This is a genomic window from Rathayibacter sp. VKM Ac-2801 (genome assembly GCF_009834245.1).
In the GTDB taxonomy this organism is placed as follows: Bacteria; Actinomycetota; Actinomycetes; order Actinomycetales; family Microbacteriaceae; genus Rathayibacter.
The window spans coordinates 1,221,641-1,248,562 of record NZ_CP047183.1 but is presented as its reverse complement, the minus strand read 5'-3'; the positions used below and the strand labels follow the sequence as shown (position 1 = coordinate 1,248,562).

Here is a 26,922-nt window from a genome sequence, read left to right as displayed (position 1 = left end):
CACGCCGTTCCGGGGCCGGGCGGCGTGCGCAAGCCCCGGCGTCCCCGCCTGGGCCGCTCGGGGGCGGCCGTGGAACACTGAGCGGATGGACTCCACGGCCTTCCTCACCGACCGGTACGAGCTCACGATGGTCGAGGGCGCCCTCGGCAGCGGCACCGCCGACCGCCGCTGCATGTTCGAGGTGTTCGCCCGGAGCCTGCCGCCCGGACGCCGCTACGGCGTGCTCGCCGGGACCGGCCGGCTCCTCGAGCTGATCTCCCGCTTCCGCTTCGGCGACGACGAGCTGTCCTGGCTCCGCGAGAACCGCGTGGTCGACTCCCGCACGCTGGACTGGCTCGCCGACTACCGCTTCCGCGGCGACGTCTGGGGCTACCGCGAGGGCGAGGTCTACCTCCCCGGCTCCCCCGTGCTCATCGTCGAGGCGCCCTTCGCCGACGGCGTGCTGCTGGAGACCCTGGTGCTCAGCGTCCTCAACCACGACAGCGCCGTGGCGAGCGCCGCCGCGCGGATGGTCTCGGCCGCCGACGGGCGCCCGCTCGCCGAGATGGGCTCGCGCCGCGCCGGTGAGCGGTCCGCCGTCGCCGCGGCCCGCGCCGCGTACATCGCCGGATTCGGCGCCTCCTCGAACCTCGAGGCGGGCCGCAGCTTCGGCGTGCCCACGATGGGCACCTCCGCGCACTCGTTCACGCTCCTCCACGACTCGGAGGAGGAGGCGTTCCGCGCCCAGGTCGCCGCGCTCGGCCCGGGCACGACCCTCCTGGTGGACACCTACGACGTGACGGCCGCCGTCGACCTGGCGGTCCGCGTCGCGGGCACGGGCCTCGGCGCCGTGCGCATCGACTCCGGCGACCTCCCGCAGCAGGTGGCCGCCGTCCGGCAGCAGCTGGACGCGCTCGGCGCGACCGGCACGCGCATCACCGTCACCAACGACCTCGACGAGTACGGGATCGCCGCGCTCGCGGCCTCACCGGTCGACTCCTACGGCGTCGGCACCTCGGTGGCGACGGGCTCGGGCCACCCGACGGCGGGCATGGTCTACAAGCTGGTCGCGCACGAGGACGACGCGGGCGAGTGGGTCGCGGTGGCGAAGAAGTCGGTCTCGAAGGCGTCGATCGGCGGGCGGAAGGCCGCCGGCCGGCTGCTCTCGGAGGACGGGCTCGCCGAGGCCGAGGTCGTGCACGTGGGCGCGGGCCCCGAGGGCGCCGTCGGCGAGGGCGAGCGGGCCCTGCTCGTCCCCCTGATCGAGGACGGGGCGATCCGCCCCGAGCACCTCGGCATCGAGGGAGTGGCGGCCGCCCGCGAGCACCATGCGAACGCGGTCCTCGAGCTGCCCCTCGACGCACTCCGGCTCGGCCGCGGCGAGCCCGTCATCCCGACCCGCTACGAGTGAGCGGGGCGGGAGCTCACTTCATCTTCGCGTAGATCTCCTTGCAGGCCGGGCACACCGGGAACTTCTCCGGGTCGCGGCCCGGGAGCCACTTCTTGCCGCAGAGCGCGCGGACCGGCTTGCCGGTGATCGCGCTCTCGAGGATCTTGTCCTTCGGCACGTAGTGGGAGAAGCGCTCGTGGTCGCCCGGCTCGATGGACTCCTGGTTGAGGAGCTCCTCGAGCTCGCGGTCGAGCGTGGCGGTTCCTCCGCCTCCCTCGAGGGGGTCGGTGCTGCTGTTCTGGACGCGCGGAATCATGCCGACGATCCTACGCGCGGAGCCCGGGCTCGCGACCCTGCGCTCCGGATCGCGCAGCGCTAGTAGCGGCTGGTGAACGCGACCAGCTCGGTCGCCCGGCGCTCGAAGAGCCAGCCGCCGAAGAGCACGCCGAGGGCGAAGACGACCACTGCGCTGCCGAAGCCGACGAGCACGGCGTCGCCCGCCGCCTCCGGGTCGACGAACAGGGCCCGGACGCCGAGCACGACGGCCGGAGCCGAGAGGAGCAGGCCCAGGCCGAACGCGAGGGACTGCGGACCGGCGCCGCTGGCTCCGGGGGCCTGGGGCTGCACGAACGCGCTGTCGCCCGGGCGCGGAGCCGGATAGGCGAGCCGTGCCGAGACGGCGCTGGCGACGCCGGCGGGGACGAGCAGGAGGCAGGTGTTGACCGCGAGCACGACGGGCAGCGCCTCGGGGAGCCCCGAAGTCGCGCTGCTGATCAGCGAGCCGAGCACGACGACCGGCACGCCGAGCAGGAGGGTCGGGAAGGCGCGGCCGAGCCGGTCCGACCAGCCGCGGACGCCCGCGGCCACGTGGAGCCAGAACGCCGAGCCGTCGTAAGCGACGTCGTTGTGCAGGAACCAGCCGAGGAACAGCGCGATCAGCGGGACCGGGAGCAGCGAGAGCAGCGGGAAGGGGACGCCGACGACCGCGAGCAGCAGCAGGGCCGCGACCGGCAGCACCGGCACGGCCACGAGCGACGCCTGGTAGCGCGGGTCCCGGAGCCAGTAGGTGATGCTGCGCGCCGCGATCGCGCCGGTGCGCGTCGAGCCGAGGACGTCGAACCAGCCCAGGCGGAGGCCGCGCGGCGGTCGGTGCGTGCGCTCGGGGCGCCCCGTCAGCAGGCGGACGACGAGCCACCAGAGCACTCCCGCCGCGACGAGCGTCGCCAGGGACAGCAGGAGCGGGCCGAGCGCGTCCCCGGTCCGGGCGGCCGGGGCGATCATCCAGGCCGCACCGAACGGAGTGGCTCCCATCGCCGCGCCCCAGCGCTCGAGCACCGGGGTGTCCCCCGTGTCGACCAGCGCGGCGGCGCCGAGGGCGGCTGGGCCGCCCAGCATCAGCACCAGGCCGAGCACGGCCAGCAGCTCGCGGGCGGTCCGGGAGGGGACGAGGGCGGCGGAGGCGGCGAGGCCGATCCGCGCGAAGAGCGAGGCCGTCGCCACCGCGAGGAGCGGGCCGACCACGGCGAAGGCGCCGGCGCCGGGGACGAGCGGCGCGCTCGCGAGCCCGACCACCAGCAGGGCGAGCGTGGGGACCGAGACGAGGCCGGCCAGGGCGAGCGCCCCGGCCAGGCGGAGCGGCGGCAGGCCGAAGAGGCGGAACGCGCGCGGATCCATCGGGTCGAGCGGGCCGAGCAGGAAGGGCAGCACCAGGAAGCCGACGGAGACGAGCCCGCCGGCTGTCACGAGGGCGCCCGCCGCCGCGTCCGAGGAGCGCAGCGCGCCGATCGCTCCGATCAGCAGTGCCGTCACCGCGACGACCACGAGCACACCCAGGACGGCGCCGGCCGAGCGCGCGGGCCCGGAGCGGAACGCGCCCAGGAGGACGTCGATCCTCAGCCGGAGAAGTCGTGCAGCCACTGCAGCCCCTCGGCGATCTGCTTGCCGCCCGCGAGCTCGAGGAAGCGCTCCTCCAGCGTCGCGGTGCCGGCGACCTCCGCGACCGTTCCGGAGGCGAGCACGCGCCCGCCGACGATCACGGCCACGTCGTCGCAGACGCGCTCGATGAAGTCGAGCCCGTGGCTGGAGAGGACGACCGTGCCGCCGCCCTCGACGAAGCGGCGCAGCACGGTGATGACGGCGGCAGAGGAGACCGGATCCACCGACTCGAACGGCTCGTCGAGGACCAGCACCCGCGGAGCGTGGATCATCGCCGCCGCGAGGGCGACCTTCTTCGCCATCCCCGCGGAGTAGTCCGAGATCAGGCGCTCCAGCGCGTCGGAGAGGCCGAGCGCCTCGGCCAGCTCGATCGTGCGCTGCTTCGCCGTGGCGAGGTCGATGCCGCGCAGCGCGGCGGAGTAGGCGAGGAACTGGGCGCCGGTGAGCCGGTCGAACAGCCGGAGGCGGTCGGGCAGGACGCCGATCAGCGGCTTCGCGGCCGACGGGTCCTTCCAGACGTCGACGCCGTGCACGAGGACGCGACCGGTGTCGGGGCGCAGAAGGCCCGTCATCATCGAGAGCGTGGTGGTCTTGCCCGCGCCGTTCGGGCCGATGATCCCGTAGAAGGTCCCGGCGCGGACGGCCAGGTCGATGCGGTCGACCGCCACCGTCCTCCCGAAGGTCCGGGTCAGCTGGTGCAGCTCGAAGACGACGGGCGAGGCGCCGTCCGGATCCGCGGCGCCCTCAGCGGGCTCGGCGTTCGTCGCGGACGTCATCCGGCTACGGTACCAACTCGCCCGCGGGCCCCCGGCGCCCGCGCCGACACCCGGCGACACGGCGGGAGGTCAACCACCCTGGCCCCGGGGGGCGTGAACTGTACACTAGGTCTCTGGCCGCGAAGTCGATCAGATCGAGACGCAGCGGTTAATTCGAGGGGAACACACGATGATGCACACAGGTTCGACGAGCAGCAGCCCCGCCACCGTCGTCATCCTCGCCGCAGGGATGGGCAGCCGGCTCGGCCGCTCCCTCCCCAAACCGCTCACGCCGCTCAGCGACGGGCGCACGATCATGCAGCAGCAGTTCGACAACATCCACCACGCCTTCGGCACGAAGGTCCCGGTGAGCATCGTCGTCGGCTACAAGCTCGAGCACATCATCGAGGCCTTCCCCTCGGCGACGTTCGTCTACAACGAGCAGTACGACCAGACCAACACCTCCAAGAGCCTGCTCCGCGCGCTGCAGGCGAGCGGGCAGGGCGGCGTCCTCTGGATGAACGGCGACGTCGTCTTCGACCCGCGGATCCTCGACCGGGCGGCCGCGCTGATCGCGAAGGACGTCTCCTTCGTCACCGTCAACACCTCGAAGGTGTCGGACGAGGAGGTCAAGTACACGACGAGCGCCGAGGGCTTCATCCAGGAGCTGTCGAAGACGGTGCGCGGCGGCCTCGGCGAGGCGGTCGGGATCAACTACGTGTCCGCCTCCGACAAGGCCGCGCTGGTGCGCCAGCTCGCCCGGGTCGACGCCCAGGACTACTTCGAGCGTGGCATAGAGTTGGCGATCGAGCAGGACCGCCTGCTCGTCGAGCCGATGGACATCTCCGACCTCTACGCCGTCGAGGTGGACTTCGCCGAGGACCTCGAGCGCGCGAACCTCTTCGTCTGACGCTCCCCTCCCCGGCTCGGGCGGAGCCGACGGGAGGAGTCGCGCAGTGAGCACGGCCGACACCCTCGCGACCGAGACGGCCCTGCGCCACCGGCGCTCCCGGGCCTGGCGCTACCGCCACTCCCTCTGGCTCCTCACGAAGCGCGACCTCACCGTCCGCTACGCCACGAGCGCGCTCGGCTACGTCTGGTCGGTGCTCGACCCGCTCGTCATGTCGGGCATCTACTTCTTCGTCTTCACCGTCGTCTTCCGGCGGACCGTCGGCGAGGACCCGTACATCGTCTTCCTGCTCGCGGGCCTGCTGCCCTGGATGTGGTTCAACCAGGCGACCTCCGACGCGACCCGCGCGTTCCTCCGCGAGGCGAAGCTGGTGCGGTCGACGTCGATCCCGCGGACCATCTGGGTCGGGCGGATCGTGCTCTCGAAGGGCATCGAGTTCGTGGCGAGCCTGCCGGTGCTGGTGCTCTTCGCCGTCGTCGCCGGCGCGCACCTGACCTGGGCGGCGCTGCTGTTCCCCGTGGCGATCCTCCTGCAGGCGGTGCTCACGCTCGGCGTGGGCCTGCTGGTGGCTCCGCTCGTGGTGTTCTTCCGCGATCTGGAGCGCGCCGTGAAGCTCGTGCTCCGGTTCCTCTTCTACGCGTCGCCGATCATCTACTCCACGGCCAACCTGCCGGAGCAGATCCGGCCGCTCGCGGCGCTCAACCCGCTCAGCGGGATCTTCGCCCTCTACCGCTCCGCCTTCTTCGAGAGCGAGCTCGACGCTCCGCTCATCCTCGCCTCCGCGGGCATCTCGTTGCTCGTCCTGGCGCTGGGCCTCGTCGTCTTCCGCCGCTCCGAGCGCGCGGTGCTGAAGGAGCTGTGATGGCCGACGCCCCGGTGGTCATCGAGTGCCGCGGCCTCGGGATCCGCTTCCGCCGCAACCGGCGGGGCCGCCGCTCCTTCAAGGACCTCTTCGCCGGCCGCTCCCGCCGCTCGCGGCCCGGCGAGTTCTGGGCGCTGCGCGGGCTCGACGTGCAGGTGCGGGCGGGCGAGGCGATCGGCGTCGTCGGCCGGAACGGGCAGGGCAAGTCGACGCTGCTCAAGCTCGTCGCCGGGGTGGTTCTGCCGGACGAGGGCGCCGTGGAGGTGCGCGGGGGCGTCGCTCCGCTCATCGAGATCACCGGCGGCTTCGTGGCCGATCTGAGCGTCCGGGAGAACGTCTACCTGACCGCGGGCCTCCACGGGATGTCCCGGCGCGAGGTCGACGCCCGCTTCGACTCGATCATCGAGTTCGCCGAGATCGGCGACTTCCTCGACACCCCCTACAAGCACCTCTCGAGCGGGATGAAGGTGCGCATCGCCTTCTCCGTCGTCTCCCGGCTCGAGGAGCCGATCATCCTGGTGGACGAGGTGCTCGCGGTCGGCGACAGGGCGTTCCGCGAGAAGTGCTACGCGCGGATCGAGGAGCTGCTCGCCTCCGGCCGCACCCTCTTCTTCGTCTCGCACAACGAGCGCGACCTCCGCCGCTTCTGCACCCGCGGGCTCTATCTGGACAAGGGCCGACTGGTGCTGGACGGGCCGATCGAGCAGGTGCTCGCGCGTTACGCTGAGGACTACGCACCGGCACCGCGGAGCAGCACGGCACCGCCCGCGCACGGCTCGTCCGCTCCGGGAACGCCCGTCGACGGCCCCGGCGCAGACGACTGACCGCTCCCGCGCCCGGAACCCGAGGACGCAGGAGTGCACGACATGGCCCAGAAGGACCGCAAGCGCGAGCGCGCCGTCGAGAAGGCCGGCGGGATCGAGCAGGCCGACGGCGCCGGCGAGAACGCCCAGCTCGCGAAGATGCTCGACCGGCTTCTCGCAGTCCAGCGGCCCGCGGTGCTCGCGAACATCCGAGCCCTGCGCCGCCGCCGCCCCGGAGCGTCCCCCGAGCAGATCATCACGTCGCTCGAGCGGCAGTACCTCTCGAGCGTGGCCGCGGGCGGTGCCGCGATCGGCGCGACCGCGGTCGTCCCTGGCCTGGGCACCGCGGCCTCGGTCGCGCTCTCGGGCGCGGGAGCGGCGGGCTTCCTGGAGGCGAGCGCCCTCTTCGCGCAGTCGGTGACCGAGGTGCACGGCATCCCCCTCGAGGACCCCGAGCGCGCGCGGGCCCTCGTGCTCACGCTGATGATGGGCTCCTCCGGCAGCGAGATGGTGCGCCAGGTGGCCGGTCAGGCCGTCGGCGGGGGCAGCGGCCTCAACCAGTACTGGGGATCGGTCGTGACGAAGGGGCTGCCGTCGTTCCTCGTCGGCGAGCTCGCCGACCGGGCCAAGAAGTCGTTCACCCGCCACTTCCTCGCCCAGCAGGGCGCGGGGCTGGTCGGCCGGGCGATGCCGTTCGGGATCGGAGCGGCACTGGGCGGCGTCGGCAACGCGATGCTCGGCCGGAAGGTGATCCAGAGCGCGCGCGACGCGTTCGGGCCGGCACCGCAGGCCTTCGGCAACACCCTCGTGCTCGAGCCGACCCGCGCCGAGCGGAAGGCGCTGGCCGCCGCGCCGGCCGAGCCGCTGGCGCTGTTCGTCCGCGACTACGGCGGAACGGGCGACCGGACCGCTCTCCTCCTCCACGGCCTCGGCTCCGACTCCCGGATCTGGTACGCCCTGGTTCCCACACTGCACGAGCACGGCTACCGCGTGGTGGCGCCCGATCTCGCCGGTCACGGAGGCTCGCCGACGTCGCCCGTGTACTCGCCGGAGCGGTGGGCCGCCGATGTGCGGGCCTCGGTGCTCCAGGCACCCGATCTCATCGTGGGCCACGGCCTCGGCGCCGTCGTCGCCGCGCGTCTCGCTCCCGACTACCGCGCCGAGCGGCTGATCCTGCTCGACCCTGCGTTCTCCGACGCCCGCGGCCTGACGAGCGCCCTGCATCGGGGTAGCTCGGTCGCGCAGGTCGAGAAGGGCGACGCCGACTCCCTCCGCCACCGCCACCCGATCTGGACGGACGAGCAGATCGAGCTCGACGTGTCGGCGCACGCGCTCTGGGAGCAGGACTCCGCCGACGGACTGACGGCGCGGGGTGCGGCCGAGGCCCCCGAGACGTTCGCCGTGCCGACGCTCGCCGTGCTGCCGGAGGACCCCCTGGGCCACGGCTCGCTGGGCGGCGTCCTCGCAGGCCGGGGCGTCGAGGTGCGGACCGTGCCGGGGGGCGGGGCGTCGATCCTCCGCGAGGACCGCGCGGCGCTGATCGCGGCGCTGGAGGACCGGCTCTAGGCCGAGACCCCCACAGCGACGGCTGATCGGTCGATCCACGGCGCTCGGGCGCGGACGGGGGCGCTCAGCCTTCGTCGTGAGGGCGCTCGCGCCCACCGATGCCGGCCACCTCGAAGGTCCCGAAGGTCCCGATCGCGAAGACGAGCGCCTGCAGAGTCACGGACACGTCGCGCCATCCTCCGAGTGCGCCGACCAGGACGAACGAGCACCCGGCCGCCCCGACCGCGGCGATGAGCACGCGGATGAACCACGGCACCCGCGCCCACCCTGCGGCGGCGAAGACGGTCACGGCCACAGCGCTCACTGCGGTTCCGAAGACGAAGCCGACGATCGCGCCGATCAGTGCCCCGACGATCGTGAGGCCGGGCGAACCGGTCCCCCCGGCCGACGAGGGCGACCACAGGAGTTGCGGAACCGTGGCCAGGAGGGAGTAGACGACGCCGGCGAGGCCGCCGACGAGCGGGCCGGCAGCGGAGAACAGCACGAGCGTCCTGCCGGACCGGGACAGCTCACCACACACCGCCGCCCCCGCCGCCCCCGCCCGACTTCTGCACCTTGTTGCAGACATTCGCCCAGAAGTTCAACCAGTTGGTTCCGGCGACCGTCGCATTGGCCGCGTTGACCGGACCGCCGGCATCTCCGAGCACATTGGCATAGACGAACAGGTGCAGATAGCCGTCCTGATCGTTGTACCAGGAGAACGAGATCGTTGACCCCTCTCCATCGAAATGGCCGGGCTCGGCCGTGAAGAGCATGGCGCCTTGAGCAGCGGTCGTCTTCCTCACCGTCGCATCGACGCGGACGAAGGAGAAGGGACTGGCGTTCAATGGAAGGATCTCACCGTCCCTGGGATAGTGAGCCGGTGCTCCCGAGATGGGGAAGGAGCAGTTGAAGCAGGTCTCGAGCAACGGTTGCACCTCCCGACTCGGGGCTTTCGGGTTCTTGACGTTCAGCACGGGATTTCCGGGATCGCTGTTGGCGGCGAAGTCGAAACCATAGTTCCACGCCGGATCGATGAGCACTGGGAAGTGAGTACCTGACGGGAAGTCGACGTGCTGAGTGAGGGTGTTCCCCTCGAGCTCGTATCTCGTCGCCAATTCTCTTCCCGATGTGTCGCGCGCCCAAGCCGGAGCAAGAGTGGCGATGTATCGACTTCTCTCGTCCACGAGGTTCGTCACCCCACCCGGCAGGGTGACGAGAGCAACGTCGCTCTCCGGGTTGACGATGTAGGAGAACTCACTACCGGCCGTGGCATCACTGATGGCAGTCAAGAACCTGGCGCCCCTAGCGGTCTGCTGGACGTACGTCGTGCTGAACCCGCCGGAACTGCGCATGACTCCGATGCCGTCGGACAGCTCAGGACCATCGATCGCACCCACGACGCTCACGTCCAGACCGCTACCCGCTCCAGGGCCGAGGGCGGGAGGAAGGATCCGCACGCTGTCGCTCGCTACCACCGGCAGGACCACGCGAGGTTCCTGCTCATCGGGATTGGAAGCGTATTTCACGGACTGACGGACAAGAGGGACTGTTTCACCGGATATCTCCGGCGCGATGTGTGCGATCAGTGCAGCAGGATCCGTGATATCCAGGCTACGCGTCGGATTCGCCGAGGCGATCGCGGGTGAGGCGACGAGCACCGCCGACAGTGCGATCGACACGACTCCTCTCGTCACGCTGTTCATATCGGTCTCCTCCTGGTCAGGGTCGATGGACTGCCTCGATCATTCGAGATCGACTGCTGTTCGTCCATCTCCGATCCATCGACGCCCTCTCCGCTCGGTCACTTCCTCTCCAGTCGACCCGATCGAAGTCGGCGGCTAGCAGCGGGAGAGCGACGCCGGCGAAGATGGCGCCGACCAGGCATTCTTCGTGCGTGCACTGTCGCAGTGAGGCGACGGAGCGGCGCGATGCGGACTCCTTCAGGCTGCGTGTCATCAGGCGCCGGAGGTGCGGCGCGAAAGAGGACGAGAAATGGCGCGCTTATCACGACAGACTTTCAGGCGGATCGTGGGAGGTCAATGGACCGGGAACCGGACCGACCGCTTCGAGGAGGTGAGGACGTTCTCGATCGGCGACATTCACGCTCGACGCGCCAAGTGTCGAGAGCTGCGAATCTCCCTCCCTCGTCAACCATGAGCACAGAGCTCGGTTCACTCGCGCACTGATGACGCCGACGCTGAAGAAGAAGCGGATACACCTGTGCTCAGCGGCGAAGACGAATCACCTGCTCTCTGCATCGACAGCGCTCCGCAGCATTGCGCCGACACCCCGTCGACGAGCGATCAGAAGAGAGCCCGGACAGTGCTTCTCGCACCATCCAGAAACATCCTCACGGCTCCCCTGATCCCAGCTCGCACCGTCACTTCGCGGAATCACGCCCGGAAGACTCCGGCGCTGCCCCGCGCCCTACTTCTTCGCCTTGGCGGCGGCCTTCGCGGCCTGCTTGGTGGCGCGGACCTTCGTCAGCGACTCCGGCGAGACGATGTCGGCGACCGAGCGGAACGAGCCCTCCTCCCCGTAGGCGCCGGCGGCCGAGCGCCAGCCCTCCCCCGAGAACCCGCGCTGCTTGCCCAGCAGGGCGAGGAAGATCCGCGCCTTCTGCTCGCCGAAGCCGGGGAGCGCCTTCAGGCGCGCGAGGACGGTGCGGCCGTCGGGGTCGTCGCGCGTCCAGAGCGCCGCGGCGTCGCCGTCCCAGTCGTCGACCAGAGCGCGGCAGAGGACCTGCACGCGGCCCGCCATGTTCGCCGGGTAGCGGTGGATCGCGGGCGGAGTCCGGCAGAGCTCCGAGAACGCGTCCTCGTCGAAGCCGGCGATGGACGCGGCGTCGAAGGAGGCGCCCTCGGCCTCGAGCCGCTCCTCGATCTTGCGGGGACCCGAGAAGGCCGTCTCCATCGCCACCTGCTGGTCGAGGAGCATCCCGATCAGCAGAGCCAGCGGATCGCGGCTGAGCAGCGCGTCGGCGTCGGGATCGTCGGTGATGTGCAGGGCGGAGTCGCGGGTCATCCTCCAGACATACCACGGACGGCCTCGGCGGCGAGCGCGCGGACGGTCCGGTCGACGAGGTCCAGAGCTGCAGCGAGCTCGAGGTCGCTGACGTGCCCGTAGCCGAGGACCAGCGCCTCGGTCGGAGCCCGTCCCGAGAGGGCGTACTCGTGCAGGGTGGCGACGAGCAGTCCCTCCCGGAGCAGCGCAGCCGCGACGGCGTGCGCGTCCAGAGGCGCGGGCAGGGAGAGGACGACGTGCAGACCCCCGTCGAGTCCGCTCGCGCGGCCCCACGGCACCGACTCCGCGAAGGCCCGGACCAGCTCGCGGCGGTGGGCGTAGCGCCGCCTCGAGCGGGTGAGATGCCGCCGGAACGCCCCGCTCGCCATGAACTGCGCGAGCGCCGCCTGCGTCGGCCCCGAGGCGGAGGCGTCCCTCTCGTCGTCGAGCCCCGACAGCGCCCCGCGCAGCCAGGACGAGGACGGGACGGCCAGGTAGGCGATGCGGAGCCACGGCGAGACGCTCTTCGAGAACGAACCGACGTGGGCGACTCCGCCGCCGGAGTCGAGCGAGGCGAGCGCGGGCAGCGGGGCGCCGACGTAGCGGAACTCGCTGTCGTAGTCGTCCTCCACCACGAGCAGGGGGCCGGCCGACGCGCGGCGCACCAGCTCCAGGCGCTCGGCCAGGGCGAGCCTGCCGCCGGTCGGGTACTGGTGCGAGGGAGTCACGACGACCAGGTCCGCGCCGGAGCTCGCGAGGGCGTCGAGGTCGATGCCGTCGCCGCGCACCGGGACGCCGACGACCTCGTGCCCGTCGGCGCGCAGGCGGCGCCGGACCGCCGGGTAGCCCGGGTCCTCGACGGCGACGCGCACCTCGCGTCCGAGCGAGGCCGAGGCGGCGCGGGCGAGGAGCGCGACGGCATCAGCGGTGCCGCTGGTCACCACCACGTCGGACGCCTGCACGTCCACGCCGCGGGACCGGCGCAGCTGCTCGGCGATCTGCTCCCGCAGGGCCGGGTCCCCGGATCCGCGAGGAGGCGCCGAGGGCGGCGAGGCGAGCGCCAGGCGCCAGGCCGCCCGCCACTCCGGAGTGTCGAGGGCGCGGGTGTCCGGCCTGCCGGGCCGCAGGTCCGCCGCGGCGGGCGGAGCGGCGCTCTCCCGGGACTCCGGCCGCGACTCCTGCGGCGCGGGCGCCAGCAGTCCGTCGGAGGCGACCGTCACCGCCGCGCGCGGATGGGCGACGAGGTACCCCTCCCCCACCAGCTGATCCACGGCGGCGACCACCGATCCGCGCGAGACGCCGAGCCGCTCGGCGAGCACGCGGCTCGATGGGATGGGATCCCCTGCCCGGTAGCGCCCGTCCAGCACCGCCTGGCGCAGCGCCTCGGCGAGCGCGGCGCGGACCGAGCCGCGCGGCGACGGACCGAGCAGGAGCGGGATCTCCAGATCGCCCGACGCCATCGACCGCTCCGCTCTGGACCACTCCGATCGCCGCCCGGTGGCATCCTGGCAGATCCAGTCGGCGCGGGACGATTCCGGGATGGACAGTCTCCCCGTCACCGACCGCACCCGGGTCTCCCGTCTCCGCGACCGCCAGCGCACCGATCCCGCCGAGCTGCACGCCCTGCTGGACGAGGCGCTGATCGCCCACGTCGCCGTCGTGCGGGACGGCGCCGCGATCGTGCTGCCGATCCTGTTCGCCCGCGACGGCGACTCCCTCCTGCTGCACGGGTCGAGCGGCGGAGGACTGCTGCGGGAGGCGGCGCGGCACTCGCTCCTCACCGCCTCGATCACGCTGGTCGACGGACTGGTCGTCGCCCGCTCCACCTTCGACAGCTCGATGAACTACCGCTCGGCGATGGTGATCGGCCGGGCCGAGGTGCTGGACGGCGAGGAAAAGGCGCGAGCTCTCGACCTGCTGGTGGCACGCCTCCTGCCGGGACGCGACGAGGAGGTGCGGCCGAGCACCGCCCGCGAGATCGCGGCGACGCTGGTACTGCGCCTCCCCCTGGCCGAGGCGAGCCTGAAGGTGCGCGCCTACGGAGCGGGCGACGAACCCGAGCCCGGGGTCTGGGCGGGCGTCGTGCCGCTGGTCGTGCGAACCCTCGCCCCGGTGCCGGCGGAGGAGGGCGGGACGGTCCCGGAGTCGGTCCGCCGCTTCGCCGCGGCGGTCGACGGCGCGGTGCCGCCCTGGCGCTGAGCGGACCGGCCGTCGCGGTGCGGTCCGCTACTTGGCGTCCTGGCGGGGGAAGACGACCTTCTGCACGACGATGATCACCGACGCCGCGACCGGAATCGCGACCAGGGCACCGAGCACGCCCGCGATGGTGCCGCCCGCGACCGCCGCGATCACGACGACCGCACCCGGGACCGAGACGGCCTTGTTCATGATGCGGGGGCTGAGGAGGTACGCCTCGACCTGCATGTAGACGAGGTAGTAGATCGCGGCGACCAGCGCGGTCAGCGGCGAGGCCAGGAGGCAGGCGAGCGAGATGATTACGGCGCCCGAGAGCGTGCCGACCAGCGGGATCAGGGAGCCGAGGAACGCGACGCAGGCCAGCAGCGCCGGCACCGGGGCGCCGATCGAGAGCAGCAGGATGAACGTGAGCACCCCGTTCACCCCGGCCAGCGAGACCTGGCCGACCACGTAGCGGCCCACGGCGCCGGTGATCTCGTCGCCGACCTCGTGCGCCTTCGCGCGGTGCGAGGCGGGGGCGAAGCGGTAGGCGACGGCCTTCATCGAGCGCAGCGACGCGAGGAAGTACAGCGTCAGGATCAGCACGATGACGGCGCCGGTCACGCCGCTGGCGATCCCGGTCCCGACCGCGATCAGTCCGCCGCCGAGCGAGAGCAGGTTGTTGGGGTTGCCGATGAAGCTCTGGACGCTCTCGATCAGCTCGTCGATGTCGATCACGCCGCGCAGCTGCTGCTCGAGGTCGAGCACCCACTGCTGCGAGGCGATGTCGGTGACGATCTGCGGAGCGCTCGTGACGAACATCGTCAGCTGCTCGACCAGGATCGGGATGATGTAGACCAGGAGCCCCGCGAAGATCAGCACCACCGCCGCGAACACCGCCGTGATCGCCAGCGGCCGCGGCAGCCGCTTGCTCTCGAGCCAGGAGACCAGCGGATCGAGGCCGAGCGCGAAGAACAGCGCCACGAAGATGTAGGTCAGCACCGTGCCCAGCTGGACGACGAGGCCGCCGAGGACGAGCGCCACCAGCACGCCGAGCGCACCGAACAGGCCGATGCGGAAGGAGCGGATCGTGAAGACCGGCTTCTCCGGGTCGGCGGAGACCACGATGTCCGGCTCGACCGCGGGCTGGGCGGGAGCCGACCGGCGCCGGCGGGAGCGGGCGAAGGCGCGCGGGGTCATCATGGGACGAGCGTAGCGGGGCGCCGGGAGGCCGCCCGGCGACCGGGCCGACCCTTGACGCGGCGGTCCGGGCGGTGCTCCCGCCGGGTCAGCCCTCCGGGTCGTGGTCGTCGACGGCGCCGTCGCCCCGGTGCAGAGCGGCGTGCCGCTCCCACTCCGCGAGCAGGTGCTCGATCGCCTCGTGGAGGCGCCGCGTCGCCGCTCCGGGGGACGTGTCGCCGAAGTAGCGGTGCACCCAGCGCTCCAGCCGCTCGACCGACTCCGGGTCGTGCTCGGCGCTGTCGATCCGCGCGACGATCGCGGAGGCTTCCTCCGCGCGCAGCCACTCCGCATCGCCGAGGTAGCCGCTCTCGTCGACCTCCGCCTCGGTGCTGACGGGCCGGGTGACCAGCAGCGGGCGCCCCGTGGCCAGCCGATCGTAGACCATCGCCGAGACGTCGAGGATCGCGAGGTCGGCGGCGGCGAGCTGCCAGCCGAGCTCGGCACCGGTGTCGTGCACATGGCCGGCGCGCGGATCGGCGGCGTTGGCGGCGGCGATCATCGCGACGATCGCCCGGTCGGCCGCGGCGTAGTCGGAGTCGACCGCGCCGCTGCGGGGATGCGGGCGGTAGACCAGCCGGAACCGCGGGTCGGCCACGAGCCCGCGCACGAGGGCCGTGCCGTGGCTCCGGATCGAGCCGTAGCCCGCGGCGGGGCGGTCGCCCTCCCAGGTCGGCGCGTAGAGCACCACGCGCCGCTCGTCGGGCGTGAACGGCACGGCGCCGGCGAAGTGGTCGGCCTGAGGGCGACCGATGGCGAGGGCGCGCTTGTCGAAGTCGTAGTCCCAGAGCACGCGGTGCAGCCGGGCGAGGGCGGCGTCCCCGGCGATCAGGCTGTAGTCGTACGCCTTGAACTGGTTCGTCGTCATGTACATCTTGTCGCTCTCGCCGTGGTTGACGAAGACGTGCCAGCGGCGCCCGTAGCGCATCATCTGGAAGTTGCGGGCGTTCTGGTTGACGTAGAGCACGATCCGCAGCGGCTGGCTCGCGATAGTGCTCTCGAGGTCGGCGACGGAGCGGACGTAGGCGACGGGGATCGGGCTCTCGCGCAGCAGCACCTCCGCGGCGCTGGCGTTGCGGCTGAGCAGCACGACCGGGTGCGTCAGCGCCAGCTCGGCCAGCGGCCGGTACCACTGCCGGAGCTGGTACAGGTTGATGTCGCCGTCGGCGAAGTAGACGCCGATCTCGAAGCGCCCCTCGGGCAGCGGCCCGCGCTCCGCGAGCAGCCGGGTCACCGCGTGGCGGGCCCGGCGGGCCGCGAGCAGCTCGCCGCCCACCTTGCGCGCGAGTCGCGCGTCGGTGCGGAGGCGTGCGAGCAGGGCACGGGGAGCGGGAGTCATCCGCTCCAGGGTACCGGCGACGGCCCCCGAGCCGGGGCGTCCCGCGGGCTGATCAGGCCGGGGTCACCCTCAGCCAGACGAACTGCAGCGGAGCCAGACGGAAGCCCTCGCGCAAGTCGACCGCGATCTCGGTGACCAGGTCGACCGCCTCCGCGGCGAACCCGCCGAACCGCTCGGCCGCCACCTCCTGGACCTCGTCCGACACGTTCGCGAGCACGAGCACCGACTCCTCGTCGCCGGGGCGCTGGTAGCCGAGCACGTGGTCGTTGACCGGGTCGAAGACGCTCAGCTCGGTGCCCGCGAACATCGGCACGGCCTTGCGCACGGCGATCAGGTGCAGGAGTCCGCCGAAGACCTCGCTCGCGGCCGTCCCCGGGACCTCGCGCTCGCCGTAGCGCTCCGCGGGGCGGCGCGGCCGGTTCACCCAGCGCGAGTCGCCGGCCGTCGTCGGGTCGTCGAGGTAGCCGTGGTCGTTGAGCTGGCCGACCTCGTCACCGAGGTAGAGCAGCGGCAGCCCGCCGGTGCTCAGGGCGATCGAGTGCGCGAGCAGCACGCGGTCGATCCCGTAGGCGTCGCCCGCCTCCACTCCGGCGAGGGACGCGGTGGTGCCCGAGACGCGGCGGTCGCCGGTGCGCGGATTCTCCTGGAACGGCACTCCGCGGGCGAACGTGCCGTCGAACCGGTCGGTGTAGAAGTCGTTGAGGAAGCGGCGGTGGCCGGCCGCGTCGATCCCGAGCTCGGCCGCGTCCTCGTCGGCGAAGGTCCAGCCGATGTCGTCGTGCCCGCGCACGTAGTTGACCCAGGCGGTGCCCTCGGGGAGGGCGTGCCGGCGCTCGAGCGCCTGCGCGAGGAGGCGGACGTCGCGCGTGGCGAGCGCCTCCCAGGTGAGCGCCATCTGCAGCGGGTTGTACGAGAGCTGGCACTCCTCGACGTCGATGTACTCGATCACCTCGTCGGGGTGCACGATCGCCTCGGACTTGAACAGCAGCGCCGGAGCGGCCAGGCGGCAGACCTCGTTGAACGCGCGCAGCAGCAGGTGCGCCTGCGGCTGCGACTCGCAGGTGGTGCCGAGCTCCTTCCAGATGAACGCGACCGCGTCCATCCGCAGGGCGTCCACGCCCTGGTTGGCGAGGAAGAGCATCTCGCCCGCCATCGCCCGGAACACCTCGGGGTTGGAGTAGTTGAGGTCCCACTGGTAGCGGTGGAACGTGGCCCAGACCCAGCGGCCGTCCTCCAGCTGCACGAAGGAGCCGGGGTGGTCGTCGGGGAAGATCTCGCGCGTCGTGCGCTCGAAGGCGTCGGGCTGCTCCCGGTCCGGGTAGATCCAGTAGTAGTCCTCGAAGCGCTGCTCGCCGGCGAGCGCGCGCTGCGCCCACTCGTGCTCGTTCGAGGTGTGGTTGAAGACGAAGTCGACCACGAGCGCGATGCCCTGCTCGCGCAGCTCGGCGGCCAGCCCGCGGAGCTGCTCCATGTCGCCGAGGTCCGGGCGCACGCGCCGGTAGCTCGAGACCGCGTACCCGCCGTCCGACTCGCCCTCCGGCGCGTCGAAGAGCGGCATCAGGTGCAGGTAGTTCAGGCCGATCTCGCGGAAGTACGGGATCTCGGCGCGGAGCCCCTCGAGGTCGCCCGCGAAGCGGTCGACGTAGCAGACCCCGCCCAGCGCCTTGTTCGAGAGGAACCAGGTCGGGTGCTGCTCGCGGGTGCGGTCGAGCGCGCGGAGCTCCTCGGGCCGCTCCTCCCAGGAGGCGGCGGCGAGCTCGACGATCGCGACCAGCTGGTCTTCGAGGTCGTCGCGGCCGGCGTAGACCGTGGCGAGCAGATCGACCAGGCGCGGGAGGTGCTCGTCGAGGCGGACGGAGAACTCGTCGTCGACGTCGCCGAGGCGCTCGCGGACCGCCGTGAGGAGGTCGGGTCCGGCAGGGGTCGCCTCCGCCTCGGCGCGCTCGGGCGGGGAGAGCTGGGTCGAATCGAACACCGTCGTCCTTTCGGGGGCCCCGGCGGGGGCGGATTCCCCGATGCTAGACGATCGGCGGACGCCCGGCGAACGCCATCCGGAGCACCGTCCGGGCCGAGAGGACGCGCCGGCCGCCCGGATCCGAGCGCCATCCCTCCCGCCAGCCGGCGAACCAGGCGCGCAGGGCAGCCGGGTCGCGACGCCAGCGGAGGCACTGGATCGCGGTCCAGGACCCCACGTAGGCGAGCGCCAGAGGTGCGGCGAGGTTGCGGCGGGCGAGCCAGACCCGGTTGCGCGCGTTCAGCCGGTAGTAGTCGGCGTGGCGAGTCGGCTGGATGACCGGGTGCTGGGCGACGAGCTCTCCCGCGTACCAGGCGGTGCGGCCCGTGTCCCAGACCCGCCAGGCCAGCTCGATGCCCTCGTGGGCGTAGAAGAAGGGAGCCGCCCAGCCGCCCGTCCGGGCGAACACGTCGCGCCGCAGCACGACCGCTCCCTCCCAGACCGAGAAGACGGGTCCGGAGCGGCGGGGGTCGCCCTTGAGGATCCGCGGGATCCAGCGCCGCGGACTCGGCGTGCCGTCGATGCTGTCGACGCGGGGCTGCACCAGGCCGATGCGGCGGTGCGAGGCGAGCAGCGCGACCGCCTCGACGAGGAAGCGGGGGGACGGGATCCGGGCGTCGTCGTCGAGGAAGAAGAGGTACTCCCCCGCGACGGCGTCGACTCCGGCGTTCCGGCCGGCCGGGATGCCGAGGTTCTCCGGCAACGCCAGGGCACGCACTCCCTCGGGCAGGCCGACCGGCTCCCAGCCGTTGCCGACGCAGACGACGTCGAGCGCCACGCCCTCCTGCGCGAGGACACCGGCCAGCCCCGCGGCGAGGTCGTCGGGCCGGGTCCCCTGCGTCAGGACGACGACGCCGACCCGGGGCTCAGGAGCGGACACGCTTGGAGGCCATGATCGCGACGAAGTGGCCGGCCAGGGCGAGGAGGGCGAGCGGGAGGAGCGCCCCCACGAGGACCCGGTCGGCCGTGCCCTCTCCGACGACGAGGCCCACCAGCGCGGTCGCGAAGGCCAGCATCGTCAGCTCGACGGAGTGGTAGAGGCGGTGGAAGGGCAGGAAGCGGGCCGCGCGGCGCAGGCTCGCCAGTCCGGACGAGGACGGCACGGCCTCGCCCTTCGTGTCGGCCAGCTTCGTGAGACCGGCGTTCGCGCGCGCCACGTGCACCATGTCGTTGAGCGCCTTGTTGAGGACGATCACCAGGGCCAGGGCGAAGCCGATCGTCGTCCAGAGGAAGTCCGCCGGCGTCTCGAACGGGAGGCCCGCCGCCCGCAGCCCGAGCGCGATCGGGATCAGCGCCTCGGTCGTGTAGTGCCCGACCTTGTCGAGGAACACGCCCGCCGGCGAGGACGTACGGCGCCAGCGCGCGACCTCGCCGTCGCAGCAGTCCACCAGCATCTGCAGCTGGCCGAGGAGCAGTGCCAGCGCCGCCCCGGCGATCCCCGGGATCAGGAGGGCGGCCGCCGCGCTCCAGCCGACCAGGATCATCAGCCCGGTGACGCCGTTCGCCGAGATCGAGGTCTTCAGCAGCAGCCAGGTCAGGTACGGCGAGAAGCGGCGCAGGTAGAGCGAGGCGGTCCAGTGCTCGGCGTTGCGGCGCCCGCGCACCTCCGGCGGCTGCGCGACGGCGCGCAGCTCGGCGATGGAGCGGGGTCTCGTCGTCGTGGTCATGCGCCCCTCGGCGAGTCGGACCGCGGCTGGTGGCGGTGGGCGGAGATGTTGCTGGTCAGCCCGGCGAAGCCGAGCACGAAGCCGGTCCCCCAGGCCACGTGGACCGCCGGGATGACCACGGCGAACCACAGCATCGCACGCGCGCCGTCCGGCCGCGCGACCACGAGGGTGGCGGCCGCCACCAGGAGGAGGTAGGCGACGGGCACCGCGAACCCGAGCAGGAGCCAGGGCGCCGCTCCGGCGAGCGCCTGGACGACTCCCGCCAGCCCGACGAGCAGCCCGGTCGCGAGCATCGCGACGAGCACGGGCGGAGCGAAGTAGCGCAGCGACCGCGACGCCGGGAACATGCGCGTGAGCTCGCCGCGCCACATCCCTGTCGAGAGGAACTGCCGCAGCAGGGCGCGCATCGAGGGCCGCGGCCGGTAGGTGACGGTGAGCCGCGGAGTGAACCAGACGACCTCGCCGTGCTCGCGCAGCCGGCGGTTCAGCTCCCAGTCCTGACCGCGCTTGAAGCGCTCGTCGAACAGCCCGGCGCGCTCGAGGGCGGAGCGGCGGAAGACGCCGAGGTAGACCGTGTCGGCCGGGCCCTCCTCGCCGCCCACGTGGTGGGGCGTGCCGCCCAGGCCGATGCGCGACCCGTACGCCCGGGCTACCGCGCGCTGGAACGGAGTGAGACCCTCCGCCGCCATCACCCCGCCCACGTTCGCGGCTCCGGAGCGCTGCAGCGCCTCGACGGCCGTGCGCGCGTACTCGGGCGGCAGGACGGAGTGCGCGTCGACCCGGACGACGACCGGGTGGCGCGAGGCGCGGATCGCGGCGTTGAGGCCCGCGGGAGTGGAGCCGACCTCGTTCGGCACGACGCGGATCCGCGGATCGGCCGCGCTCAGCTCGGCGACGAGCTCCTCCGTGCCGTCGATGCTCGGGGCGACGGCGAGGACGACGTCGAAGGGGCCGGCGTAGTCCTGGTGCAGGAGCGAGTCGACCGCGGCGCGCACGTGGGCGACCTCGTTGAGGACGGGCATGACGTAGGAGACGCCGGGCAGGTCGGAGAGGTCGTCTTCCGGGATCTCGGGCTGCATGGGTCCAGTTCGTGCGGGAGGAGCGCGGGCGCAGGGGACCACCACCCTACCAGCGGGGACCGCCCCGCCCCGGGGCCCGGCCCGGACGCAGAACAGCCCCCCGGGGACGGATCCTCGAGGGGCTGTGCGCGGTGGCGGAGCACAGCCCCCCGGGGACGGATCCTCGAGGGGCTGTGCGCGGCGTCGGAGGGTCAGCCTGCGGCCATCTGGCCGAGCGTCGCCTTCGCCTGGTAGCTCTGGCCGTTGCGGACGTAGGTCAGCTCGACCGCGGCGTTCGCGGCCTGCGCGCGGACCTGCGCGGTGAGGTCGGACGCGCTCGTGATCGGAGTGCTGTCGATCGCGGTGATGATGTCGCCCTTGGCGAGACCGGCCGCCTGCGCGGCACCGCCTCCGGAGACCTCCTCGATGCGGGCGCCGAGGACGTCCGCGGTCGAGTCCGACACGCTCGCGCCGAGCAGGCCGTGCGAGGCCGAGCCGTTCGCGATGATCTCCTTCGCGACGCGTTCGGCGATCGCGCTGGGGATCGCGAAGCCGACTCCGATGTTGCCGGACTGGCCGCTCGAGGAGGACTGGCCGGCGCTCGCGATCGCGACGTTCACGCCGATCAGCTCGCCGTCGCTGTCCAGCAGCGCGCCGCCGGAGTTGCCCGGGTTGATCGCCGCATCGGTCTGGATGACGGGGAGCGAGATGGTGCTCTTCGCCTGGGTCGGCGCCTGCTGGCCCGGGATGTCGAAGTTGAAGGGGCTCTCGCTGCCGCCGCTCGAGCTGTCGCCCGAGTCGTCAGGAGCCGCCGAGGAGGCGACCTGGATGCTGCGGTTGAGCGCGCTGACGATGCCGTCGGTCACGGTGCCGGAGAGGCCGAGCGGGGCGCCGATGGCGACCGCCGTGTCGCCGACGTTGATCTTGGTGGAGTCCGCGAAGGTCATCGGGCTGAGATCGGTCGCGCCGGTCAGCTTGATGACGGCGAGGTCGAGGGTCGGGTCGGTGCCCACGACGGTCGCGTCGAAGATCCGGCCGTCGCTGGTGGTGACCGAGACGGTGCCGTTCGCGATCTCGCCGTCGAGGGTGACCACGTGGGTGTTGGTCAGGACGTAGCCGTCCTTCGAGAGCACGATGCCGGAGCCGGTGCCGGCGGACGAGCTGCCGCTCACCGCGATGGTGACGACGCTCGGAGTCGCCTTGGCGGCGACCGCGGTGGCGGTCGTCGCGTCCTCGGCGTTGTTGACCGTGATCGTCTGCGAGCCGCTGGCGGAGACCACGCGGGTCCCGCCGCCGTTGGAGGCGGACCAGAGGCCGAACACGCCGGCTCCCGCGACTCCGCCCACGACCGCGCCGATGGCGAGCGCCGCGACGACGCCCACTCCGGCTCGGCGCTTGGTGGCGGTGGGGGCAGGGGTGTACTCGGCACCCGGGCCGAAGGGGCTCGAGGAGGGCGGCTCCTCGGAGCCGTGCAGGGTGTTCGCCGCGGGCGGCGCGTACTGCCCGTAGCGCACGGGCTGCGCCTCGTTGCCGGCCGTCGCGTTCGGCGTGTACGGCGGCTGCGGAGCCGAGGAGGAGGGGTAGGGGACGGTCGGGTTCTCGCTCTCGCGGTGCGCTCCGCCCTGGTGGATCGGCTCGGTGGGCCCGGTGGTCGAGGACGACGCTCCGGAGCTCTCGCCGTGGGTGCGCTCGGTCGCCTCTCGGGCGCCGGGCTCCGTCGGCGTGGTGGGTTCCTCCGGCTGACGAGGACCCTCGTGACTCTCGGTCATGGGTGCTGCTCCTTCCAAGCGGGGATAGCTTGGCGATCGTACCTGGGGGTTTCTTATGACGCGCCTGTCAGCGGGAAATGAAACGGGCCGGACTCGCCGAGCGGGCACACTGGGCACGTGAGCATTCCCGGATCCTGGTCCCGCGCCGCGGCGGGCGCCGGCCTCCTCGGCCCCGGCGGCGAGGTCGCGGCCACCGTCTTCAGCGAGATGAGCGCGCTCGCCCTGCGCACCGGGGCGGTGAACCTCGGCCAGGGCTTCCCGGACGAGGACGGCCCGCGCGAGATCCTCGATGCCGCGCGCGAGGCGATCGCGGCGGGCGTCAACCAGTACCCGCCGGGTCCCGGCTTCCCCGTCCTGCGCGAGGCGATCGCCGCGCACCGGCTGCGCTTCTCCGGGATCGCCCTCGACCCCGACGGCGAAGTCCTCGTCACCACCGGCGCGACCGAGGCCCTCGCCGCGGCCCTGCTGGGCCTGCTCGAGCCGGGCGACGAGGTCGTCACCTTCACTCCCCACTACGACGCCTACGGAGCCCTGATCGCCCTCGCCGGAGGGGTGCACCGCACCGTGCTCCTGCGCGGCCCCTCCTTCACGGTCGACCACGACGAGCTGACCGCCGCAGTGAGCGACCGGACGCGGGTCATCCTGGTGAACGACCCGCACAACCCGACCGGGGCCGTCCTCGCGGCCGGGACCCGCGAGCTGATCGTGCGGCTCGCCGAGCGGCACGACGCCCTGATCGTGACGGACGAGGTCTACGAGCACCTGCGCTTCGACACTCCGCACGTCCCGCTCGCCGCGCTCCCCGGAGCCTTCGAGCGGACGCTCTCCGTCTCCTCGGCGGGCAAGACCTTCAGCACCACCGGCTGGAAGATCGGCTGGGTGACCGGCCCGCGCGAGCTCATCACGGCCGTCCTCGCCGTGAAGCAGTTCCTCACCTACGTCAGCGGCTCGCCGTTCCAGGGAGCGGTCGCCCTCGGGCTCGGGCTCCCGGACTCCTTCTTCACCGGCGCGGCGCAGACGCTGGCGGCCAAGAAGGACCTGCTGTCCGCGGGTCTGGCGGCGGCGGGTTTCGGAGTCGCACCGTCCTCGGGCGGCTACTTCGTCGTCGCGGACGCGGCACCGCTCGGCTACGACGACGGCGTCGCGCTCTGCCGGGCGCTCCCGGAGCTCGCGGGAGTGGTGGCGGTGCCCGTGTCGGCGTTCTGCCGCCCCGAGGACGCCGCTGCCTACCGGTCGCTGGTCCGCTTCGCGTTCTGCAAGCGGTTCGAGGTGCTGGAGACGGCGGTCGCGGGCCTAGCGCGCATGGCGCGCTGAGGAGTCGGCGGCACCGGATGCGGCCGGACCCCCGAGACCGTCGGGCCGGTGGCGGCGGTCAGAGCGGCAGCACCCGGAAGCGCCGCAGGGCCAGAGCCGGGTTCTTCGCGCGCGCCGCGAGGATCCGCTCGCGCGAGACCCAGGCGACGGCGACGTCCTCGACCTCGCCGAGGGTGGCGATCTCGACGCCCATCGGATCGACGATCATGCTCGTGCCGATCCCGATCGGCGGAGTCTGGTCGGCTGCGACGAGGTACACCGTGTTCTCGAGCGCGCGCGCGGTGACCAGCGTCCGCCAGTGCGCCTCCTTGAGCGGTCCGCGCACCCACTCGGCCGGTGCCGCGATGACGTCGACCCCGGCGTCGACCAGCCAGCGGCTGACCTCGGGGAACCGCAGGTCGTAGCAGGTCTGCAGGCCGACGACGAGACCGCCGACCACGAAGGTCTCGGGTGCGGCGATCTCCCCCGCGGCGACCCACTCCGACTCGGTCTGGCCGAAGGCGTCGTAGAGGTGCAACTTGCGGTAGCGGGCCACGAGCACGCCCTCGGGGTCGAGCGCGACGAGCGTGTTCGCGATGCGGCGGCCGTCCACCGCCTCGACCATGCCCGCCACGAGATGGATCCGGAGCTCGCGCGCGAGGGCTGCGAGGGCCGTGACGAACGGCCCGTCGAGCGCTTCTCCCGCCGCGACCAGCTCGGGCCCGAGCGGATCGGTGAAGGCGGAGCTGTACTCCGGCAGCACCACCAGGCTCGCGCCGCGCTCGGCGGCGACCCGGGACAGGCGCCCTATCGTCGCGAGGTTCGCCTCCCGGTCCGGCGAGGGGGCGAACTGCGCCACGGCCATGCCGACGGCGCCGGCCATCAGCTCGGCGGGTAGAGGAACAGCGCGACCTGGGAGGCCGGGATGGTGCGCTTGTGGTACGCGTGGTCGTTGCCCCAGTTGTACTCCTCGAGCGAGACCGTGCCGTCGGAGTTGACAGCCTGCACGTAGGCGACGTGGTTGCCGGTGAACCAGGCGACCGCGCCGGGGACGGGCGTGCTGCTGGTCACCCAGCCGTGGGAGGCCCACTGGCCGGCCCACGCGTAGGCGCTGCCTCCGCCCGGGGTCATGTTGCCCCAGGTCCACTTGAAGGGGGCGCTCGTCGAGCCCTGGTCGCGGTTGATCCGCCAGGCGACGAAGTCGACGCACTCGCGGTAGTAGTACCGCAGCGGCGAGAGGCCGCCGCCCTGGTCGTCGGTGAGCTGATCGCGCCAGGGGTAGTCGTCGCCCTCCTCGCGGGGCGTGACCGAGGTGCTGGTGCCGCCGCTGCCCGCGGAGGCGCCGTCCGTGCCGGTCGTGCCTGCCGCGGCCTGCGCCTCCTGGGCGAGGCGAGCGGTCTCGGCGTCTCGGGCGGCCTGCTCCGCGGCGGCGAGCGCGCGCGCCTGGGCGGCCGCCTCGTCGAGCTGGGCCTGGGTCGGCGCGGTGAAGGAGTCGCGGATGACCTGCTCCTGGACCGCGGTCGGCGCGACGGTGAGCTTCTGGTTGCCGAGCGCCTGCACGCGGGCGGCGGCCTCGATGGCGGCCTGCGAATCGGGCGCCGGGTCGAAGGAGTAGGCGGGGAGCGCGGAGACGGCCACCAGGCCCGCGATGGCGGCGAGGGCGACCGTGCTGACGGTCGTCCGGAACACGCGGCCCCGGCGGCGTCGCACCGGGCGGACGGGCGTGAGGACCGGAGTGGCGACGCGAGCCGCGGGCAGTGCGTGCGGCGCCTGCCTCGGGCTCCGCCGGGTCGGGCGGTCGCCGAGCCCCTCGTTCGAGCCGTCGTCCCGGCGTTCGTCCCTCACAGCAGCACCCCTCGCATCGGGGTCGAGCCTAACGTGCGGGCCGGTCCGGCACACGCGCTGGCGCGGAGCGTCGGAAGGCCGGTCCGTGGATGCGGGTCGAGCGGGCCCGGCTCGTTGTCGGCGGTGCCGTGGGCGTCTCCGACGGTGACGCGGGCGGGCGACCGGAGTAGCGTCCGGAGCGGAGCGGACGCGGCGGTGCGGCCGCGGGACGGAGGACGGCGATGATCCGGAGCGAGAGGGCGTTCAGCGGCTTCAGCGTGGACGACGTGGAGGCGGCGCGGGCCTTCTACGGCGGAGTGCTCGGTCTCGAGGTCGAGGTGAATGCGATGGGTATCCTCGACATCCGGCTGCCGGGCGGCGGCCGCGCGATCGCCTACCCGAAGCCGGACCACGAGCCGGCGTCGTTCACGATCCTGAACTTCTCGGTGGAGGACGTCGACGCGGCGGTCGCCGAGCTGCACGCGGCGGGCGTCGTCACGGCGATCTACGACGATCCGTCGCTGCCGACCGATGCGGACGGGGTGATGCGCGGTCACGGACCGACGATCTGCTGGTTCCGCGATCCGGCGGGCAACGTCCTGAGCGTGATCGAGGGCGACTGACTCCTGCGTCGGCGAGTCCTCCGCGGACGGCGGACGGCCCCGGCGCACCACCCCGAAAACGACGAAAGCCGGCCCTTCTCAGGACCGGCTTTCGTCTTTTTGTTGTCCTTGCGTCTGTCAGTGCCAACACCCTTAGCGAGACGCCTCAGCACGTAGACCGGCCCGCCATCAGGAAAAAGCCGGTGGTCCGGGTGACTGCAGCCATGACCGATCGCATGATCCGCATGTACGAAGCGGGCGAAACCTCACGCGCGATCGCTGGCGAATTCGGCATCTCGCGTCAGTCGGTCATTCACAAGCTTCGCAGAGCCGGAGTGACCATCAGCTCGCAAGGCGGACGCCGATGACCATGCAAGCTCACGGGATCAAACGAAGTTCAGTGTGCGAGTCGTCGGTAAAGATAATCGAGAACAAACTGGCTGTCCTGGCTCTAGTTCCTACCGACACCCGTGGAACTGATCCGGTTAGACAGAGACCAGCCACGGTCAAGGAGCAGGAGCAGGAGCAGGAGCAGGAGCAGGAGCAGGAGCAGGAGCAGTCTGGCGTTCCGTCCCGGTCATGGCCCTGTCGAAGGCAGACACGTAACCAAGCTGTCCGAGCGCAAGTATCGAATGATGCACATGGGCCTCACCGCTCGTCCGGCAAAGAGGCTGGCCCACCACGTGTTACGGCACAACGTCGCTGTCCACAGGGCCGTAGTGGGAGCGTCGGTAGGACAGCGAGCCGGATCGCGCCA

The 26,922-nt window shown here is 72.4% G+C and carries 25 protein-coding genes; 9 read left to right on the top strand and 16 right to left on the bottom strand.

What is annotated here, in order from left to right:
- The first annotated feature begins 85 nt into the window (after nucleotides 1–85).
- A complete protein-coding gene (locus tag GSU45_RS05695) occupies nucleotides 86–1,390 on the top strand; it encodes a nicotinate phosphoribosyltransferase (protein ID WP_159913430.1) in 1,305 nt (434 codons plus the stop codon).
- A 13-nt stretch (nucleotides 1,391–1,403) separates the two neighbouring features.
- Here the strand turns inward: GSU45_RS05695 and GSU45_RS05690 are convergent, their stop codons facing one another.
- The 3 genes from GSU45_RS05690 to GSU45_RS05680 are packed head-to-tail and all read right to left on the bottom strand — an operon-like array spanning nucleotide 1,404 to nucleotide 4,080.
- Nucleotides 1,404–1,685, bottom strand: a complete 282-nt coding sequence (locus tag GSU45_RS05690; protein WP_104223568.1) for a DUF3039 domain-containing protein — start codon at nucleotides 1,683–1,685, stop codon at nucleotides 1,404–1,406.
- A 59-nt stretch (nucleotides 1,686–1,744) separates the two neighbouring features.
- Entirely contained in the window at nucleotides 1,745–3,286 is a 1,542-nt protein-coding gene (locus GSU45_RS05685; RefSeq protein ID WP_159913428.1) for an ABC transporter permease, read from the bottom strand.
- Nucleotides 3,262–4,080, bottom strand: a complete 819-nt coding sequence (locus GSU45_RS05680; RefSeq protein WP_159913426.1) for an ABC transporter ATP-binding protein — start codon at nucleotides 4,078–4,080, stop codon at nucleotides 3,262–3,264. Before GSU45_RS05680 ends, GSU45_RS05685 begins: the two co-directional genes overlap by 25 nt.
- Nucleotides 4,081–4,252: 172 nt before the next feature.
- On the opposite strand from GSU45_RS05680, the gene GSU45_RS05675 reads away from it, so the two are divergent.
- The 4 genes from GSU45_RS05675 to GSU45_RS05660 all read left to right on the top strand — a co-directional run bounded on the left by GSU45_RS05675 (nucleotide 4,253) and on the right by GSU45_RS05660 (nucleotide 8,200).
- Complete coding sequence (locus tag GSU45_RS05675; protein WP_104226983.1) at nucleotides 4,253–4,969, top strand: phosphocholine cytidylyltransferase family protein; 717 nt, start codon at nucleotides 4,253–4,255, stop codon at nucleotides 4,967–4,969.
- A gap of 82 nt (nucleotides 4,970–5,051) precedes the next feature.
- Entirely contained in the window at nucleotides 5,052–5,831 is a 780-nt protein-coding gene (locus GSU45_RS05670) for an ABC transporter permease (RefSeq protein ID WP_159916917.1), read from the top strand.
- A complete protein-coding gene (locus GSU45_RS05665; RefSeq protein WP_159913424.1) occupies nucleotides 5,831–6,655 on the top strand; it encodes an ABC transporter ATP-binding protein in 825 nt (274 codons plus the stop codon). The genes GSU45_RS05670 and GSU45_RS05665 overlap by 1 nt, the downstream gene beginning before the upstream one ends.
- A gap of 42 nt (nucleotides 6,656–6,697) precedes the next feature.
- Nucleotides 6,698–8,200: an alpha/beta hydrolase family protein gene (locus GSU45_RS05660; RefSeq protein WP_159913422.1), complete on the top strand. Its 1,503-nt coding sequence runs from the start codon at nucleotides 6,698–6,700 to the stop codon at nucleotides 8,198–8,200.
- A gap of 64 nt (nucleotides 8,201–8,264) precedes the next feature.
- Here GSU45_RS05660 and GSU45_RS05655 read toward each other — a convergent pair whose 3' ends face one another.
- From GSU45_RS05655 to GSU45_RS05640, 4 genes are all read right to left on the bottom strand, one after another.
- Complete coding sequence (locus GSU45_RS05655) at nucleotides 8,265–8,684, bottom strand: hypothetical protein (RefSeq protein WP_159913420.1); 420 nt, start codon at nucleotides 8,682–8,684, stop codon at nucleotides 8,265–8,267.
- A gap of 25 nt (nucleotides 8,685–8,709) precedes the next feature.
- Nucleotides 8,710–9,885: a hypothetical protein gene (locus GSU45_RS05650; protein WP_159913418.1), complete on the bottom strand. Its 1,176-nt coding sequence runs from the start codon at nucleotides 9,883–9,885 to the stop codon at nucleotides 8,710–8,712.
- Nucleotides 9,886–10,609: 724 nt separating this feature from the next.
- Complete coding sequence (locus GSU45_RS05645; RefSeq protein WP_159913416.1) at nucleotides 10,610–11,206, bottom strand: HhH-GPD-type base excision DNA repair protein; 597 nt, start codon at nucleotides 11,204–11,206, stop codon at nucleotides 10,610–10,612.
- The gene (locus GSU45_RS05640) at nucleotides 11,203–12,645 is read right to left on the bottom strand and encodes a PLP-dependent aminotransferase family protein (protein ID WP_159913414.1); all 1,443 of its coding nucleotides are present in this window, start codon (nucleotides 12,643–12,645) and stop codon (nucleotides 11,203–11,205) included. The genes GSU45_RS05645 and GSU45_RS05640 overlap by 4 nt, the downstream gene beginning before the upstream one ends.
- Nucleotides 12,646–12,724: 79 nt before the next feature.
- Here GSU45_RS05640 and GSU45_RS05635 point away from each other — a divergent pair, with 79 nt between their 5' ends.
- The gene (locus GSU45_RS05635) at nucleotides 12,725–13,384 is read left to right on the top strand and encodes a pyridoxamine 5'-phosphate oxidase family protein (protein ID WP_159913412.1); all 660 of its coding nucleotides are present in this window, start codon (nucleotides 12,725–12,727) and stop codon (nucleotides 13,382–13,384) included.
- A gap of 27 nt (nucleotides 13,385–13,411) precedes the next feature.
- Here GSU45_RS05635 and GSU45_RS05630 read toward each other — a convergent pair whose 3' ends face one another.
- The 7 genes from GSU45_RS05630 to GSU45_RS05600 form a co-directional block, all read right to left on the bottom strand.
- Complete coding sequence (locus GSU45_RS05630; protein ID WP_244229611.1) at nucleotides 13,412–14,563, bottom strand: AI-2E family transporter; 1,152 nt, start codon at nucleotides 14,561–14,563, stop codon at nucleotides 13,412–13,414.
- 85 nt (nucleotides 14,564–14,648) lie between these two features.
- Nucleotides 14,649–15,938 carry a hypothetical protein gene (locus tag GSU45_RS05625; RefSeq protein WP_167302043.1) on the bottom strand — a complete coding sequence of 430 codons (1,290 nt, stop codon included), beginning with the start codon at nucleotides 15,936–15,938 and terminating at the stop codon, nucleotides 14,649–14,651.
- A 52-nt stretch (nucleotides 15,939–15,990) separates the two neighbouring features.
- Nucleotides 15,991–17,913: an amylosucrase gene (locus GSU45_RS05620; RefSeq protein ID WP_159913410.1), complete on the bottom strand. Its 1,923-nt coding sequence runs from the start codon at nucleotides 17,911–17,913 to the stop codon at nucleotides 15,991–15,993.
- Nucleotides 17,914–17,956: 43 nt separating this feature from the next.
- Nucleotides 17,957–18,832 (bottom strand): glycosyltransferase, encoded by an 876-nt coding sequence (locus GSU45_RS05615; protein ID WP_159913408.1) that lies wholly within the window; start codon nucleotides 18,830–18,832, stop codon nucleotides 17,957–17,959.
- Entirely contained in the window at nucleotides 18,819–19,619 is an 801-nt protein-coding gene (locus GSU45_RS05610; RefSeq protein WP_159913406.1) for a CDP-alcohol phosphatidyltransferase family protein, read from the bottom strand. Before GSU45_RS05610 ends, GSU45_RS05615 begins: the two co-directional genes overlap by 14 nt.
- The gene (locus GSU45_RS05605; RefSeq protein ID WP_208543499.1) at nucleotides 19,616–20,698 is read right to left on the bottom strand and encodes a glycosyltransferase family 2 protein; all 1,083 of its coding nucleotides are present in this window, start codon (nucleotides 20,696–20,698) and stop codon (nucleotides 19,616–19,618) included. Before GSU45_RS05605 ends, GSU45_RS05610 begins: the two co-directional genes overlap by 4 nt.
- 191 nt (nucleotides 20,699–20,889) lie before the next feature.
- Nucleotides 20,890–22,446, bottom strand: a complete 1,557-nt coding sequence (locus GSU45_RS05600) for a trypsin-like peptidase domain-containing protein (protein WP_159913404.1) — start codon at nucleotides 22,444–22,446, stop codon at nucleotides 20,890–20,892.
- A 117-nt stretch (nucleotides 22,447–22,563) separates the two neighbouring features.
- On the opposite strand from GSU45_RS05600, the gene GSU45_RS05595 reads away from it, so the two are divergent.
- On the top strand, nucleotides 22,564–23,760 hold the full coding sequence (locus GSU45_RS05595) for an aminotransferase class I/II-fold pyridoxal phosphate-dependent enzyme (RefSeq protein ID WP_159913402.1): 1,197 nt from the start codon (nucleotides 22,564–22,566) through the stop codon (nucleotides 23,758–23,760).
- A gap of 58 nt (nucleotides 23,761–23,818) precedes the next feature.
- On the opposite strand, the gene GSU45_RS05590 is transcribed toward GSU45_RS05595, so the two are convergent.
- Together GSU45_RS05590 and GSU45_RS05585 are read right to left on the bottom strand one after the other, a co-directional pair.
- The gene (locus tag GSU45_RS05590) at nucleotides 23,819–24,622 is read right to left on the bottom strand and encodes a carbon-nitrogen hydrolase family protein (protein ID WP_159913400.1); all 804 of its coding nucleotides are present in this window, start codon (nucleotides 24,620–24,622) and stop codon (nucleotides 23,819–23,821) included.
- Nucleotides 24,622–25,584, bottom strand: a complete 963-nt coding sequence (locus GSU45_RS05585) for a CHAP domain-containing protein (protein ID WP_159913398.1) — start codon at nucleotides 25,582–25,584, stop codon at nucleotides 24,622–24,624. Before GSU45_RS05585 ends, GSU45_RS05590 begins: the two co-directional genes overlap by 1 nt.
- Nucleotides 25,585–25,805: 221 nt before the next feature.
- Between GSU45_RS05585 and GSU45_RS05580 the strand changes: the two genes are divergently transcribed.
- Both GSU45_RS05580 and GSU45_RS05575 read left to right on the top strand, forming a co-directional pair.
- On the top strand, nucleotides 25,806–26,186 hold the full coding sequence (locus GSU45_RS05580; protein ID WP_159913396.1) for a VOC family protein: 381 nt from the start codon (nucleotides 25,806–25,808) through the stop codon (nucleotides 26,184–26,186).
- A gap of 203 nt (nucleotides 26,187–26,389) precedes the next feature.
- Complete coding sequence (locus GSU45_RS05575; RefSeq protein WP_159913394.1) at nucleotides 26,390–26,533, top strand: helix-turn-helix domain-containing protein; 144 nt, start codon at nucleotides 26,390–26,392, stop codon at nucleotides 26,531–26,533.
- Nucleotides 26,534–26,922 lie beyond the last annotated feature (389 nt).

Bases quoted from the DNA above. Each gene is read 5' to 3' on its own strand.
- GSU45_RS05695 (WP_159913430.1), top strand. From the start codon at position 86: ATGGACTCCACGGCCTTCCTCACCGACCGGTACGAGCTCACGATGGTC.
- GSU45_RS05690 (WP_104223568.1), bottom strand. From the start codon at position 1,685: ATGATTCCGCGCGTCCAGAACAGCAGCACCGACCCCCTCGAGGGAGGC.
- GSU45_RS05680 (WP_159913426.1), bottom strand. From the start codon at position 4,080: ATGACGTCCGCGACGAACGCCGAGCCCGCTGAGGGCGCCGCGGATCCG.
- GSU45_RS05675 (WP_104226983.1), top strand. From the start codon at position 4,253: ATGCACACAGGTTCGACGAGCAGCAGCCCCGCCACCGTCGTCATCCTC.
- GSU45_RS05665 (WP_159913424.1), top strand. From the start codon at position 5,831: ATGGCCGACGCCCCGGTGGTCATCGAGTGCCGCGGCCTCGGGATCCGC.
- GSU45_RS05660 (WP_159913422.1), top strand. From the start codon at position 6,698: ATGGCCCAGAAGGACCGCAAGCGCGAGCGCGCCGTCGAGAAGGCCGGC.
- GSU45_RS05650 (WP_159913418.1), bottom strand. From the start codon at position 9,885: ATGAACAGCGTGACGAGAGGAGTCGTGTCGATCGCACTGTCGGCGGTG.
- GSU45_RS05645 (WP_159913416.1), bottom strand. From the start codon at position 11,206: ATGACCCGCGACTCCGCCCTGCACATCACCGACGATCCCGACGCCGAC.
- GSU45_RS05640 (WP_159913414.1), bottom strand. From the start codon at position 12,645: ATGGCGTCGGGCGATCTGGAGATCCCGCTCCTGCTCGGTCCGTCGCCG.
- GSU45_RS05635 (WP_159913412.1), top strand. From the start codon at position 12,725: ATGGACAGTCTCCCCGTCACCGACCGCACCCGGGTCTCCCGTCTCCGC.
- GSU45_RS05630 (WP_244229611.1), bottom strand. From the start codon at position 14,563: ATGATGACCCCGCGCGCCTTCGCCCGCTCCCGCCGGCGCCGGTCGGCT.
- GSU45_RS05625 (WP_167302043.1), bottom strand. From the start codon at position 15,938: ATGACTCCCGCTCCCCGTGCCCTGCTCGCACGCCTCCGCACCGACGCG.
- GSU45_RS05610 (WP_159913406.1), bottom strand. From the start codon at position 19,619: ATGACCACGACGACGAGACCCCGCTCCATCGCCGAGCTGCGCGCCGTC.
- GSU45_RS05605 (WP_208543499.1), bottom strand. From the start codon at position 20,698: ATGCAGCCCGAGATCCCGGAAGACGACCTCTCCGACCTGCCCGGCGTC.
- GSU45_RS05600 (WP_159913404.1), bottom strand. From the start codon at position 22,446: ATGACCGAGAGTCACGAGGGTCCTCGTCAGCCGGAGGAACCCACCACG.
- GSU45_RS05590 (WP_159913400.1), bottom strand. From the start codon at position 24,622: ATGGCCGGCGCCGTCGGCATGGCCGTGGCGCAGTTCGCCCCCTCGCCG.
- GSU45_RS05580 (WP_159913396.1), top strand. From the start codon at position 25,806: ATGATCCGGAGCGAGAGGGCGTTCAGCGGCTTCAGCGTGGACGACGTG.
- GSU45_RS05575 (WP_159913394.1), top strand. From the start codon at position 26,390: ATGACCGATCGCATGATCCGCATGTACGAAGCGGGCGAAACCTCACGC.